The following is a 13,658-nucleotide window of genomic DNA, read 5'->3' as shown; positions in this document are numbered from 1 at the left end:
ATGCAAAATACATACTATTCAATCAATATTCTGTTAGTGAAACCGATTTATAATAATGGGATCTTAGTTTCAAGGGGTGAAAGGTTTGTTTAAATTTAATGATGAAAAAGGACAATTAAAATGTTCGTTCTGTGGTAAAACCCAGGATCAAGTCCGAAAATTAGTAGCCGGACCTGGAGTTTATATATGTGACGAATGTATCGAGCTTTGTACGGAAATCGTTGAGGAAGAGCTTGGATCAGAAGAAGAAGTAGAATTTAAAGATGTTCCCAAGCCAAAGGAAATTTGCGAAATTCTCGATGAATATGTAATTGGGCAGGATAAGGCTAAAAAGGCGTTATCTGTTGCCGTTTACAATCACTACAAACGCATTAATTCTAACAGCAAAATTGATGATGTGGAGCTTTCAAAAAGTAATATCTGTATGATTGGACCTACAGGAAGCGGTAAAACATTATTAGCGCAAACATTAGCGCGGATTCTGAATGTTCCGTTTGCGATTGCGGATGCGACTTCCCTAACAGAAGCTGGTTATGTTGGCGAAGATGTCGAAAATATCTTATTAAAATTAATCCAAGCTGCTGATTACGATGTAGAAAAGGCGGAAAAAGGGATTATTTATATTGATGAAATCGATAAAATTGCCCGTAAATCCGAGAACCCTTCCATTACACGCGATGTTTCCGGTGAAGGCGTTCAGCAGGCATTATTAAAAATTCTAGAAGGTACGGTTGCCAGTGTTCCTCCGCAAGGCGGCAGAAAGCACCCGCACCAAGAATTTATCCAAATTGATACAACAAACATCTTATTTATTTGCGGCGGTGCCTTTGATGGTATCGAGCCAATTATTAAACGCCGTTTAGGTCAGAAGGTTATTGGTTTTGGTTCTGATTCAAAGCAAGTAGAAATTTCTTCAAAAGAGCTTCTTTCAAAAGTGCTTCCTGAAGATTTATTACGCTTTGGCTTAATTCCGGAATTTATCGGTCGTCTTCCGGTAATTGCCAGCTTAGAGCAATTAGATGAATCAGCATTGATTGAAATTTTAACAAAGCCAAAAAATGCGCTTGTAAAACAATATCAAAAAATGCTTGAAATCGATGATGTTGAGCTGGAATTTGAAGAAGGTGCATTGCAGGAGATTGCTAAAAAAGCAATTGAACGTAAAACAGGTGCCCGCGGTTTACGCTCGATTATTGAAGGCATTATGCTGGATGTCATGTTTGATCTGCCATCTCGTGAGGATATTACAAAATGTATTATCACAAAGGAGACAGTTGAAAATAACAGTGTACCGAAGCTTATTTTAGAAGATGGAACCGTGATTGTAGAAGAAAAATCGGCTTAGTTTATATGGAAGACCCGGCAAAGTTTGCCGGGTCTTTTAAATTTTTTTGTTTATTCCTCCAGCCTGCAGGAAATACTTATTATTATCAATTGAGTATGGCGCAGGAGGAATTGAGATGAGTTGGACGGGGATTGCCTTATTTATACAGCTTTTTTTTGGAATAATTATTGGACTATATTTTTGGAATCTGTTAAAAAATCAACGGACCCAAAAGGTTTCGATCGACCGGGAATCACGAAAAGAAATGGAACAGCTCCGGAAGATGAGGTCTATTTCCTTAACCGAACCACTTTCGGAAAAAGTTAGACCTTCAAGCTTTCAAGATATCGTTGGTCAAGAGGACGGCATTAAATCATTAAAAGCAGCTTTATGCGGTCCGAACCCGCAGCATGTCATCATATATGGCCCTCCGGGAGTGGGAAAAACAGCTGCAGCAAGATTAGTATTAGAAGAAGCGAAAAAGAATACGAAATCACCTTTTAAGCGGGAATCTGTTTTCATCGAATTAGATGCGACAACTGCCCGGTTTGACGAGCGGGGAATCGCGGACCCATTAATTGGTTCTGTGCACGATCCAATTTATCAAGGAGCAGGTGCGATGGGGCAGGCGGGGATTCCGCAGCCAAAACAAGGGGCGGTGACAAATGCCCATGGCGGAGTTTTATTCATCGATGAAATTGGGGAACTGCATCCGATTCAAATGAACAAGCTGTTAAAAGTTCTAGAGGACCGTAAAGTATATTTAGAGAGTGCTTACTATCACGAAGAGAATACACAAATTCCCACGCATATCCATGATATTTTTAAAAATGGACTGCCGGCTGATTTCCGCTTAATTGGGGCTACGACAAGGACACCAAGTGAAATACCGCCTGCAATTCGCTCCCGCTGTATGGAAGTCTTTTTCCGTGATTTAACACAGGAGGAAATTGTAACGGTAGCGAAAAAAGCCGCATCCAAGGTCAATATGGAAATTAATGAATCTGGTGTCCATACCCTTTCTACATATGCAAGAAATGGCCGCGAAACCGTTAATATGATTCAAATTGCCGCAGGCTTGGCAATTACGGAAGATCGTAATTTTATCAAAGATGAAGATATTGAATGGGTCATCCATTCCAGCCAGATGACACCGCGTATGGAACGGATGATCAACGAAAATGCACAAATTGGGCTTGTGAATGGACTAGCTGTTTATGGTCCGAATTCGGGAGCGCTGCTTGAAATTGAAGTAACTGTGATCCCGGCAAAAGAAAAAGGAACCATTAACATTACTGGTATTGTTGAAGAGGAAAGTATTGGCGGACAGGGGAAATCAATTCGCCGCAAGAGTATGGCGCGAGGTTCTATTGAAAATGTTATCACCGTTTTACGTTCGATGGGTGTACCAGCAAATGACTATGATATTCACGTGAATTTCCCTGGAGGAGTGCCAATTGACGGGCCATCTGCAGGAATTGCAATGGCAACAGGGATTTACTCCGCCATCTATAACATACCAATCGACAATACGGTGGCTATGACAGGTGAAATCAGTATCCACGGCAACGTGAAGCCTATTGGCGGCGTGTATCCAAAGGTAAAGGCAGCGAAGAAAGCAGGGGCACAAACAGTCATCATTCCGGAAGAAAATATGCAAAATATTTTAAATGAAATCGAAGGTATTCATATAGTTCCGGTTACGCACCTGCATGAAGTATTTGAAACTGCCTTAGTGAATAACGTGGCAAAACATAATGTTATTCCAGCCTCTATTGAATTAACGAAAAAGGAATCCATCTAAAACTGGAAGAAAAAACTTCGGTTTGTTAACGAAACAAGCCGGAGTTTTTATTTGGTGAAAAGGGGATTATAACATTATAGTGAAATAGTCGTCCTCAGTTTAAATTAGACACTAAAAAACAAATAAGATAGAATTGTACAAAGACTATATTTATTGGAGGTGCAGTACTTTGACGAATAAGAACGAAATGATCGTCCCCCTCCTGCCGCTTCGAGGCTTGCTTGTTTATCCAACGATGGTCCTACATCTAGATGTCGGACGTGACCGGTCAGTACAGGCACTTGAAAAAGCGATGGTAGATGACCATTTAATTTTTTTAACAACACAAAAGGATGTATCTATTGATGACCCTTCAGAAGAGGACATCTACAGGTATGGAACCTTAACAAAGGTTAAGCAAATGTTAAAGCTGCCAAATGGGACTATTCGCGTATTGGTAGAGGGACTAAAGCGGGCAGAAATTGAAACTTTTTATGATGAAGAAGAGTATTATTCCGTTCAAATCCTCACATATGAAGACTCTGAAACAAAGGATATTGAAGATCAAGCATTAATGAGGACGATGCTTGAGTATTTTGAACAGTACATAAAATTATCAAAAAAAATATCAGCAGAAACCTTTGCATCTGTTGCTGATATTGAAGAACCTGGCAGAATGGCGGATATTATCGCCTCCCATTTGCCAATTAAGCTGAAAGAAAAGCAGGAAATATTAGAAATAATCGATGTTAAACAAAGAATGAACTATGTCATTAATATTATTCATAATGAAAAAGAAGTGCTAAACCTTGAGAAGAAAATTGGCCAGCGGGTAAAGCGCTCAATGGAAAGAACGCAAAAGGAATACTACTTGCGTGAACAAATGAAGGCTATTCAGAAAGAATTGGGCGATAAAGAAGGAAAAACAGGTGAAATTGCAGATCTGACGAAAAAAATAGAAGAGGCCGGCATGCCGGAACATGTTCTCCAAGCAGCAATGAAGGAGCTGGACCGTTATGAAAAGGTCCCATCCAGTTCAGCAGAAAGTGCTGTTATCCGAAATTATCTTGAATGGCTGATTTCACTGCCATGGTCTAAAAAGACAGATGATGATATAAACATCCAGCGAGCTGAAAAGATTTTAAATGAGGATCACTATGGTCTTGAAAAAGTGAAAGAGCGTGTCCTTGAGTATTTAGCAGTCCAAAAACTGACGAATTCATTAAAAGGACCGATTCTCTGTCTTGTCGGACCTCCAGGTGTTGGTAAAACCAGCTTAGCCCGGTCCATTGCAACATCGCTTAATCGTAATTTTGTCCGCATTTCGCTTGGAGGCGTCCGCGATGAATCTGAAATTCGCGGTCACCGTAGGACTTATGTCGGAGCAATGCCGGGCAGAATCATCCAGGGGATGAAAAAAGCAAGAACGATTAACCCGGTATTTTTACTTGATGAAATTGATAAAATGTCCAGTGATTTCCGCGGTGATCCGTCTGCAGCGCTGCTAGAGGTATTGGATCCGGAGCAAAACCATAATTTCAGCGATCATTATATTGAAGAAACATATGATTTATCAAAGGTTATGTTTATTGCTACGGCAAATAATCTCGCAACGATTCCTGGTCCGCTGTTAGACCGAATGGAAATTATCTCAATTGCCGGCTATACCGAGCTTGAGAAAGTGCATATTACACGCGACCACTTACTTCCAAAGCAGATTAAGGAAAATGGACTGTCAAAAAGTACATTGCAGGTTCGGGACGATGCGATTTTAAAAATTGTCCGCTATTATACAAGGGAAGCCGGTGTTCGAAATCTCGAGCGGCAAATGGCGACAATCTGCCGGAAAACAGCAAAAATTATCGTTTCCGGTGAGAAAAAACGTGTTGTAGTAACGGAAAAAACGGTCGAAGAATTTTTAGGAAAACCAAAATTCCGTTATGGCCAGGCAGAAACGGAAGACCAAGTTGGCGTTGCGACTGGTCTTGCTTACACAACGGTTGGCGGAGACACGCTGCAAATCGAGGTTTCTCTTGCTCCAGGTAAAGGAAAACTTGTTTTGACCGGTAAATTAGGCGACGTTATGAAGGAATCCGCTCAGGCTGCGTTCAGCTATGTTCGTTCGAAAGCTAAGGAATTAGGCATTGATGAGAATTTTCATGAAAAATATGATATCCATATCCACGTACCTGAAGGAGCAGTACCAAAAGATGGACCATCAGCTGGAATTACCATCGCTACGGCACTCGTTTCAGCATTAACTGGCAAGCCGATTCGACGTGAGGTAGGAATGACTGGGGAAATTACATTACGCGGCAGAGTACTGCCAATTGGCGGGTTAAAAGAAAAAACCCTAAGTGCCCACCGTGCCGGTCTAACAAAAGTCATTTTACCTAAGGATAACGAAGTGGATATTGAGGATATTCCGGAAAGTGTCCGCAGTGAATTACAATTCGTTCCCGTTTCACATGTCGATGAAGTGTTGAAGCATGCCCTTTTAGAAGGTGATGCAAGATGAAGGTAACAAGTTCAGATATTGTCATTAGTGCGGTAAAGCCGGAGCAGTACCCGGAGACTGATTTACCGGAATTTGCTCTAGCCGGTCGTTCAAATGTCGGAAAGTCGTCGTTTATTAATAAAATGTTGAATCGTAAAGGGCTTGCGAGAATTTCCTCCAAGCCCGGCAAAACACAAACTTTAAACTTTTTCCTGATTAATGAAGTGCTGCATTTTGTCGATGTTCCTGGATATGGTTATGCTAAGGTATCGAAGACAGAACGTGCTGCTTGGGGAAAGATGATTGAAACATACTTTACGACCCGCCAGCAGCTGCGGGCTGTTGTCCTGATTGTTGATTTGCGCCATCCTCCAACCGAGGACGATGTGATGATGTATGATTTTCTAAAGCATTATGAAATCCCCTGCATCGTAATTGCAACGAAGGCCGATAAAATTCCAAAAGGGAAATGGCAAAAGCATTTAAAGGTAACGAAAGAGACACTAGATCTTGAAAAAGGCGATCACATGGTCATATTTTCATCCGAGACAGGTGAAGGAAAAGACAAAGCGTGGTCGATTTTAGAAAGTTATATGTAGAACCAAAAAGTAAAGGTGTCAGGCACCATGTGAAAAATTCACATGGTGCCTGACACCTTATTTTTTGTTTATTTTTTTCGTTTTAAGAGAAAATAAATACCAACAACGATTAGCAGGGCGGGCCAAAATTTCCAAATAAAACTCATTCCGCTTTGCAATAATCCGAAATAGCCGGCAATCTGATCATAAAACAGCATTAGCACTGATATGATGAGAAAGAGGAATGCTTGAAATAGGCCAGTGTTTGTTCTTTGAAAGCGTAAAAAGAATCCTATTGAGATAATGAGAATTAGCATGCCGATATGGTTATGCGGCCAGAAATCGATTCTTCCTACCAGCTGGAAATGAAGCCCGAAGCCAAACATGATAACCCCGGGCAGAACAGCCTCAGCATCATTTGCCCAATAACCCTGCCCTAAAAAGGCGGCCCCGACAATCATAATCAAGGTTGGCCAAGTCGAGTATGCTTGGAAAAGAGCAATGCCTGTCTGCTGTAATAAAAAGTAGGCACCGAAGCCAATTAGAATAATACCAGGAAAAATACGTTGGTTTTTCATCGTAAACACCGCTTCCAGAAAGGTTCACTTGAATCCTGTCGAATTTTTTGATACTGTACATAGGGAGATAAAATATTTAAATATGTTCTATTCAATTTCCTATATTAACATATAGTTCATTTTATGTTCACATTTTTTACGAAGAAAGCGAAAAAGGACATGGTATAATCATACTAGTTATTACTGTCATCATTTTTGGGGGTGTCTTGGACAAATGCATATTTTAGTGATCGGCCTTAACTATAAAACTGCCCCTGTAGAAATCCGTGAGCGGTTGACATTCAATGAAACCGATCTTGTGGATGCCATGAAACAATTAAAAACGAAAAAAAGCATCCTGGAAAATGTCATCTTATCTACTTGTAATCGAACGGAAATTTACGCTGTAGTTGATCAATTACACACTGGCCGCTACTACATGAAGGAATTTTTAGCAAACTGGTTTGGAATGGAGCTGGCGGAATTCTCACCTTTCCTATTCATTTATGAAGACGACGGTGCAGTGGAACATTTATTGAACGTTACCTGCGGACTCAATTCTATGGTTTTAGGGGAAACCCAAATTCTTGGACAGGTCCGTACAAGCTTTATCAATGCACAAGAGCAGGGAGCAACAGGCTCTGTGTTTAATCATTTATTTAAACAAGCAATTACTTTAGCGAAAAAGGCCCATTCCGAAACTGAAATTGGCGCTAATGCCGTTTCAGTCAGCTATGCTGCTGTCGAATTAGCTAAGAAAATCTTTGGCTCTCTTGCTAATAAACATGTTCTTATTTTTGGTGCCGGAAAAATGGGCGAATTAGCTGCCCAGAATCTGCACGGTAATGGTGTGAAAAAGGTTACGGTGATTAACCGTACTTACGATAAAGCGCAAGACCTTGCCAGCCGTTTTAGCGGTGAAGCTAGATCTATCGATGAGCTGCAGAAATCGCTGATTGAGGCTGATATCCTTATCAGTTCAACTGGTGCAAAGGATTTTGTCATTACAAAAGACATGATGTCATTTGTTGAAAAGAAGCGGAAGGGCAAGCCATTATTTATGGTGGATATTGCTGTACCGCGTGACTTGGATCCACAGATTGCAGAGCTTGAAAATGTCTTTTTATATGATATTGACGATCTTGAAGGGATTGTCGAAGCAAACTTAAAGGAGCGCCAAAAGGCTGCTGAAAAAATCATGCTGATGATTGAAAAAGAGATCGTTGACTTCAAACAGTGGCTTGGCATGCTTGGGGTCATCCCAGTCATTTCGGCTCTTAGGGAAAAAGCATTGGCAATCCAGGCAGAAACGATGGAAAGCTTGGAACGCAAGCTGCCAAATCTATCAGAACGCGATAGAAAGGTATTAAGTAAACATACAAAAAGCATTATTAATCAAATGTTGAAAGATCCGATTTTACAAGCGAAGGAATTGGCGGCAAGACCAGATCGGGAACAGGCAATGGATTTCTTTATGAAAATCTTTAATATTGAAGAGCTTGTAAAAGAACAGCATACGAATTCAGCCGAAACGAATAAACGGCCGGTAACAGAAGCACAGGCTTCCTTTCAGTCATAAGGGGGCCATCCGTAATGCTTAGCGTCTTTATGACGAGAGTTCACGAAGTAACGGTTGTTCTTTATGCCTTTAGCGTATTGCTATATTTTTTCGACTTTATTCATCATAACCGGAAGGCAAATCGGATTGCCTTCTGGTTACTTGCATTTGTATGGGTTTTGCAAACGGTTTTCCTCATTGTTTATATGAAAGAAACAGGAAGGTTCCCAGTGTTAACGATTTTCGAGGGACTTTATTTTTATGCCTGGGTATTAATCACATTGTCACTTGGGATAAATCGTTTATTGCGAGTAGATTTTATCGTTTTTTTCACCAATATACTTGGTTTCATTGTCATGGTAATCCATACATTCGCACCGATGCAATACCATTCTCATGTTATGGCCAAGCAGCTGGTGTCTGAATTATTGCTAATCCATATTACAATGGCCATACTCTCATACGGGGCATTTTCTTTATCGTTTGTTTTTTCGGTTTTATACCTATTGCAATATGATTTATTAAAAAGGAAAAAATGGGGTACAAGACTATTACGGATTGCCGATTTGGAAAAACTAGAAAGATTGTCATACATATTAGCTGTCATCGGTGTTCCAATGCTTCTGTTAGGTTTAATCTTAGGCCTGCAGTGGGCTTTCTTGAAGCTTCCAGGCATGGCTTGGTATGATGCGAAAATTATCGGTTCATTTATTCTGCTGACGGCTTATAGCATCTTTTTATATATGCGGACAGTGAGAAACATATCCGGGAAAAAGCTTGCCTTATGGAATGTCGCATCTTTCCTAATTGTTTTAATTAACTTTTTCTTATTTGGGCAATTATCATCCTTTCATTTATGGTATTCATAGGAGGCAGTCATGCGAAAAATTATCGTAGGTTCTAGACGTAGCAAATTAGCATTAACACAAACCAACTGGGTTATTGACCAGCTGAAAAAAATTGACCCAAGCTTGGAATTCGAGGTAAAGGAAATCGTCACAAAAGGAGATAAAATCTTAGATGTGACCCTTTCAAAAGTTGGCGGCAAAGGTTTATTTGTAAAAGAAATCGAACAGGCAATGCTGGATAAAGAAATCGATATGGCGGTACATAGCATGAAGGATATGCCCGCTGTTCTGCCAGAGGGTCTGACCATCGGGTGTGTACCGTTCCGTGAAGACCATCGTGACGCCTTGATTTCAAAAGGTCATGTGAAATTAGCTGATCTTAAGCCGGGCGCAATCATTGGCACAAGCAGTCTGCGCCGAAGTGCCCAGCTGCTGGCACAGCGTCCGGATATAGAAATTAAATGGATTCGTGGTAATGTTGATACAAGATTAGCAAAATTAGAAACAGAAGATTACGATGCTATTATTTTGGCTGCAGCAGGCCTTTCCCGCCTTGGCTGGACATCTGATGTGGTTACGGAGTTTTTAGATACGGATGTTTGCATTCCTGCTGTCGGTCAAGGGGCTTTATCGATTGAATGTCGTGCAGATGATCAAGAGCTTCTCGATTTATTCGAGAAATTCACTTGCAAGAAAACGGATAAAGCCGTCCGTGCAGAACGTGCATTCCTTCAAAAAATGGAGGGAGGCTGCCAGGTACCGATTGCCGGCTTTGCGCAAGTCGAAGATAATGACGAGATTGTCCTAAATGTATTAGTCGGCTCACCGGAAGGACAAGAAATTTTTAAAGAGGTTGTAAGAGGGCAAGAACCAGAAGAGCTTGGTATTAAAGCTGCTGATATCTTAATCGAAAAAGGAGCGAAAGACCTGATCGATCGAGTGAAGCGGGAGCTCGAGGGGAAATGATTGAGACTCCTCCACTACTTGGTAAAAGGGTTCTCGTCCCAAGAGGAAAGGATCAGGCAACATCTTTCTCTAAGCTGGTCGAGGAGTACGGAGGGATTCCTATTGAAATCCCTCTAATTGCCTTTCGCCCGATAGAAAATAATCAGTGCCTCGAAGAATGCTTATCGAGACTTGATACATATGATTGGATTATTTTTACGAGCAATGTAACGGTTGAAACGTTTTTTTCATTTGTTGTGATTGGTGGCGGTCCAGGTATTGATGCTGGTGCAGTTGCCAGGCTGCCGAAAATTGCGGTGATTGGAAAACGAACGGAAGCGGTTTTAAAGAAAAAAGGGCTTTCGGTTGAGTTTGTACCGACTGTGTATGTTGCTGAGGCGTTTGTTGAGGAATTCTTGCCTTATATTCAAAAAGGAGACCGGGTGTTAATCCCTAAAGGAAACCTTGCCCGCGATTATATCGCCTCCTCATTGGCTCAGGCAGGTGCCGAGGTTGATGAGGTTGTGATTTATGAAAATTACCTGCCGGATGAAAGCAGGGGCCAGCTCGCGGAGATGCTAGGGAGCGGGCAGTTGGATATCCTGACGTTTACAAGTCCGTCGACCGTAGACCATTTGATGGCCGTGGTTCGTGAATACGACCTTGCTGATCGGCTAAGCGGCTGCATTATTGGCTGCATTGGTCCGATTACCGAGAATCGGCTGCGAGAGTTTGGGCTGCCGATACATGCATTGCCTGAAGAGTATACGGTGAAGGCAATGCTGGCGAGTCTGGTGAGGTTTCTAGAGGAAGAACAGGGGTAAACTTCTTTTGTGGTCTGTGGTTCGAGATTTCATTGCCTGAAAAGAGGAAAAAAGTACTTCTTTGGTCATTGGAGCAGAAGTTAGTACCCTATAATTAAAAAGGCGTCCATCAAACCAACTAGAAATCAGTCAAATAAGTAAGCTAAAAAGCTTTTAATATACATGTTAAATCACCTTGGAGGTATGTAAAAATGGAACTTCAATTTTCACGTCATCGCCGCCTGCGGTCAAGTGCCAGTATGCGCGCACTTGTGAGAGAGAATCACTTAAGAGCAGAAGACTTTATTTATCCATTGTTTATTTATGAAGGCGAAAACATTCGCAACGAAGTATCATCCATGCCTGGAGTATTCCAAGTATCAATGGACAATCTTCAAGCAGAAATGGAAGACATCGAAGCGCACGGTATTAAAGCTGTATTATTATTCGGCATCCCGGCCACAAAAGATGAGTGCGGCGGTCAGGCATACCATGACCATGGGATCGTCCAAGAAGCAACTCGCTATATTAAACAACACTTCCCAGAGATTCTTGTAGTGGCCGACACGTGCTTATGTGAATACACAAGCCATGGCCACTGCGGTGTTGTAGAAGGCGAGCAGGTTTTAAACGACGAGTCTCTTGAGCTGCTTGTTAAAACTGCCGTAAGCCAAGCAAAAGCAGGCGCAGATATCATTGCACCTTCCAACATGATGGATGGCTTTGTTACAGCAATCCGTGCAGGATTAGATGAAGCAGGTTTTAAAGAGATTCCAATCATGTCATATGCTGTTAAATACGCCTCCGCATTCTACGGACCATTCCGTGAAGCAGCAGAAGGCGCACCACAATTCGGTGACCGCAAGACCTACCAAATGGACCCGGCAAACCGTATGGAAGCATTTAGAGAAGCAGAATCTGATGCAGCAGAAGGCGCAGATTTCCTAATTGTGAAGCCTGGAATGCCATACCTTGATATCGTTCGGGATATTAAAAATAACTTCAACCTGCCAGTTGTGATTTATAATGTCAGCGGCGAATATTCGATGATTAAAGCGGCTGCTCAAAATGGCTGGATTGATGAAAAAAGCACCGTTCTTGAAATGCTGGTAGGCATGAAGCGTGCTGGTGCGGATCTCATAATTACTTATCATGCAAAAGATGCCATTCGCTGGCTTAATGAACAATAATTTCTGAAATGAGGGAATAGGATGCGTTCGTATACAAAATCGATTGAAGCATTTAAAGAAGCCCAAAAACTAATGCCCGGCGGTGTAAACAGCCCGGTCCGTGCCTTTAGGTCAGTCAACATGGATCCAATCTTCATGGAGCGAGGAAAAGGCTCGAAAATCTATGATATTGATGGCAATGAATATATCGACTACGTATTATCTTGGGGTCCGCTGATTCTGGGCCACTCCAATGATCAAGTTGTTGAGGGATTGAAAAAAACTGCCGAGCAGGGTACAAGCTTCGGTGCTCCAACGTTAATGGAAAACAAATTAGCCAAGCTTGTACAAGAACGTGTACCATCGATTGAAATTGTCAGAATGGTCAACTCAGGAACTGAAGCAACCATGAGTGCCTTAAGGCTGGCACGAGGCTACACAGGCCGTAACAAGATTTTAAAATTTGAAGGCTGTTATCATGGTCATGGTGATTCGTTATTAATTAAAGCTGGTTCCGGCGTCGCTACACTTGGACTGCCTGACAGCCCAGGTGTCCCTGAAGGCGTTGCTTCTAATACGATAACGGTACAATACAATGACCTTGAAGGAGTAAAATATGCGTTTGAACAATTTGGTGAAGATATCGCATGTATCATCGTTGAACCAGTTGCAGGCAACATGGGTCTTGTGCCGCCGCTGCCAGGTTTCTTACAAGGACTTCGTGATATTACGACCGAATACGGGGCATTGTTGATCTTTGATGAAGTAATGACAGGCTTCCGTGTAGGCTATAACTGTGCCCAAGGATACTTCGGTATCACTCCTGACATTACTTGCCTTGGAAAAGTAATCGGCGGCGGGCTTCCTGTAGGAGCATACGGTGGTAAGGCTGAAATCATGGAACGCATTGCACCAAGCGGTCCAATCTATCAGGCTGGTACATTATCCGGTAACCCGCTTGCAATGACTGCTGGTTATGAAACATTAAGCCAGCTTACTCCAGCTCATTATGAGGAATTTATCCGCAAAGGCGATGTCCTTGAAAAGGGCTATAAGGCTGCGGCTGAGAAGTATGATATTCCAATTACCTTTAACCGTGCAGGCTCTATGATTGGCTTCTTCTTCACTAACGAAGATGTCATCAACTATGAAAAAGCCAAAACATCGAATTTAGAATTCTTTGCAGAGTACTACCGTCAAATGGCCGATCAAGGCGTATTCCTGCCGCCTTCACAGTTCGAAGGGTTATTCCTGTCTACAGAACACTCTGATGAGGATATTGAAAAGACAATTAAAGCAGCAGAAGTGGCGTTCTCGAAGCTTAAATAATATTTATTCGGCACCCGTCATGTTTGGCGGGTGTCTTTATATTTTTTTGTGATGGTTGAACGTTTAGCGGGTAAAATTTGAAAACTGACGGGTAACTAAGAAAATTTTACGGGTATTTTAAAAAAGTGACTGGTAATTGTGGAGTTTTGGCGGGTAAATTCCCAAATTCGACGGGTAAACGCATTTTTTTACGGAAGGAATTATGTGTCGCGGTAAAAAACATGAAAGTCGGCGGAATTATTTTTAAAACCCGCGAAATAAATTCAA

General features: G+C 41.7%; 11 protein-coding genes. 10 read left to right on the top strand and 1 reads right to left on the bottom strand.

Going from position 1 to position 13,658, the window contains the following annotated elements; all coding sequences use genetic code 11:
* Positions 1 to 85 precede the first annotated feature (85 nt).
* The 4 genes from clpX (at position 86) to yihA (ending at position 6,203) form a co-directional block, all read left to right on the top strand.
* Positions 86 to 1,345 carry an ATP-dependent protease ATP-binding subunit ClpX gene (gene clpX / locus IE222_RS03760; protein WP_191269823.1) on the top strand — a complete coding sequence of 420 codons (1,260 nt, stop codon included), beginning with the start codon at positions 86 to 88 and terminating at the stop codon, positions 1,343 to 1,345.
* A 115-nt stretch (positions 1,346 to 1,460) separates the two neighbouring features.
* A complete protein-coding gene (gene lonB / locus IE222_RS03755) occupies positions 1,461 to 3,128 on the top strand; it encodes an ATP-dependent protease LonB (protein WP_191269821.1) in 1,668 nt (555 codons plus the stop codon).
* 187 nt (positions 3,129 to 3,315) lie between these two features.
* Positions 3,316 to 5,625: an endopeptidase La gene (lon, locus tag IE222_RS03750; RefSeq protein ID WP_191270213.1), complete on the top strand. Its 2,310-nt coding sequence runs from the start codon at positions 3,316 to 3,318 to the stop codon at positions 5,623 to 5,625.
* Positions 5,622 to 6,203, top strand: coding sequence for a ribosome biogenesis GTP-binding protein YihA/YsxC (yihA, locus tag IE222_RS03745; RefSeq protein WP_191269819.1), 582 nt, complete (start codon positions 5,622 to 5,624; stop codon positions 6,201 to 6,203). The genes lon and yihA overlap by 4 nt, the downstream gene beginning before the upstream one ends.
* Before the next feature lie 68 nt (positions 6,204 to 6,271).
* On the opposite strand, the gene IE222_RS03740 is transcribed toward yihA, so the two are convergent.
* Positions 6,272 to 6,760: a LiaI-LiaF-like domain-containing protein gene (locus IE222_RS03740; RefSeq protein ID WP_191269817.1), complete on the bottom strand. Its 489-nt coding sequence runs from the start codon at positions 6,758 to 6,760 to the stop codon at positions 6,272 to 6,274.
* A gap of 214 nt (positions 6,761 to 6,974) precedes the next feature.
* On the opposite strand from IE222_RS03740, the gene hemA reads away from it, so the two are divergent.
* From hemA to hemL, 6 genes are all read left to right on the top strand, one after another.
* A complete protein-coding gene (gene hemA / locus IE222_RS03735) occupies positions 6,975 to 8,318 on the top strand; it encodes a glutamyl-tRNA reductase (protein WP_191269815.1) in 1,344 nt (447 codons plus the stop codon).
* 14 nt (positions 8,319 to 8,332) lie between these two features.
* Positions 8,333 to 9,166, top strand: coding sequence for a cytochrome C assembly family protein (locus IE222_RS03730; RefSeq protein WP_191269813.1), 834 nt, complete (start codon positions 8,333 to 8,335; stop codon positions 9,164 to 9,166).
* A 9-nt stretch (positions 9,167 to 9,175) separates the two neighbouring features.
* Complete coding sequence (gene hemC / locus IE222_RS03725) at positions 9,176 to 10,111, top strand: hydroxymethylbilane synthase (protein ID WP_191269803.1); 936 nt, start codon at positions 9,176 to 9,178, stop codon at positions 10,109 to 10,111.
* Positions 10,108 to 10,914 (top strand): uroporphyrinogen-III synthase, encoded by an 807-nt coding sequence (locus IE222_RS03720; protein ID WP_191269801.1) that lies wholly within the window; start codon positions 10,108 to 10,110, stop codon positions 10,912 to 10,914. The genes hemC and IE222_RS03720 overlap by 4 nt, the downstream gene beginning before the upstream one ends.
* A 191-nt stretch (positions 10,915 to 11,105) precedes the next feature.
* The gene (hemB, locus tag IE222_RS03715; protein WP_191269799.1) at positions 11,106 to 12,083 is read left to right on the top strand and encodes a porphobilinogen synthase; all 978 of its coding nucleotides are present in this window, start codon (positions 11,106 to 11,108) and stop codon (positions 12,081 to 12,083) included.
* A gap of 21 nt (positions 12,084 to 12,104) precedes the next feature.
* Entirely contained in the window at positions 12,105 to 13,391 is a 1,287-nt protein-coding gene (gene hemL, locus IE222_RS03710) for a glutamate-1-semialdehyde 2,1-aminomutase (protein ID WP_191269797.1), read from the top strand.
* Positions 13,392 to 13,658: the final 267 nt, after the last annotated feature.

This window comes from Neobacillus kokaensis (assembly GCF_014656545.1).
Classification (GTDB): Bacteria; Bacillota; Bacilli; order Bacillales; family Cytobacillaceae; genus Neobacillus; species Neobacillus kokaensis.
The sequence above is the reverse complement of the archived record's forward strand: the minus strand, read 5'-3'. Positions and strand labels throughout refer to the sequence as shown.

Coding starts and splice junctions, on each gene's coding strand:
- lonB (WP_191269821.1), top strand. CDS start 1,461: ATGAGTTGGACGGGGATTGCCTTATTTATACAGCTTTTTTTTGGAATA.
- hemA (WP_191269815.1), top strand. CDS start 6,975: ATGCATATTTTAGTGATCGGCCTTAACTATAAAACTGCCCCTGTAGAA.
- IE222_RS03740 (WP_191269817.1), bottom strand. CDS start 6,760: ATGAAAAACCAACGTATTTTTCCTGGTATTATTCTAATTGGCTTCGGT.
- IE222_RS03730 (WP_191269813.1), top strand. CDS start 8,333: ATGCTTAGCGTCTTTATGACGAGAGTTCACGAAGTAACGGTTGTTCTT.
- IE222_RS03720 (WP_191269801.1), top strand. CDS start 10,108: ATGATTGAGACTCCTCCACTACTTGGTAAAAGGGTTCTCGTCCCAAGA.
- yihA (WP_191269819.1), top strand. CDS start 5,622: ATGAAGGTAACAAGTTCAGATATTGTCATTAGTGCGGTAAAGCCGGAG.
- lon (WP_191270213.1), top strand. CDS start 3,316: ATGATCGTCCCCCTCCTGCCGCTTCGAGGCTTGCTTGTTTATCCAACG.
- hemC (WP_191269803.1), top strand. CDS start 9,176: ATGCGAAAAATTATCGTAGGTTCTAGACGTAGCAAATTAGCATTAACA.
- hemL (WP_191269797.1), top strand. CDS start 12,105: ATGCGTTCGTATACAAAATCGATTGAAGCATTTAAAGAAGCCCAAAAA.
- hemB (WP_191269799.1), top strand. CDS start 11,106: ATGGAACTTCAATTTTCACGTCATCGCCGCCTGCGGTCAAGTGCCAGT.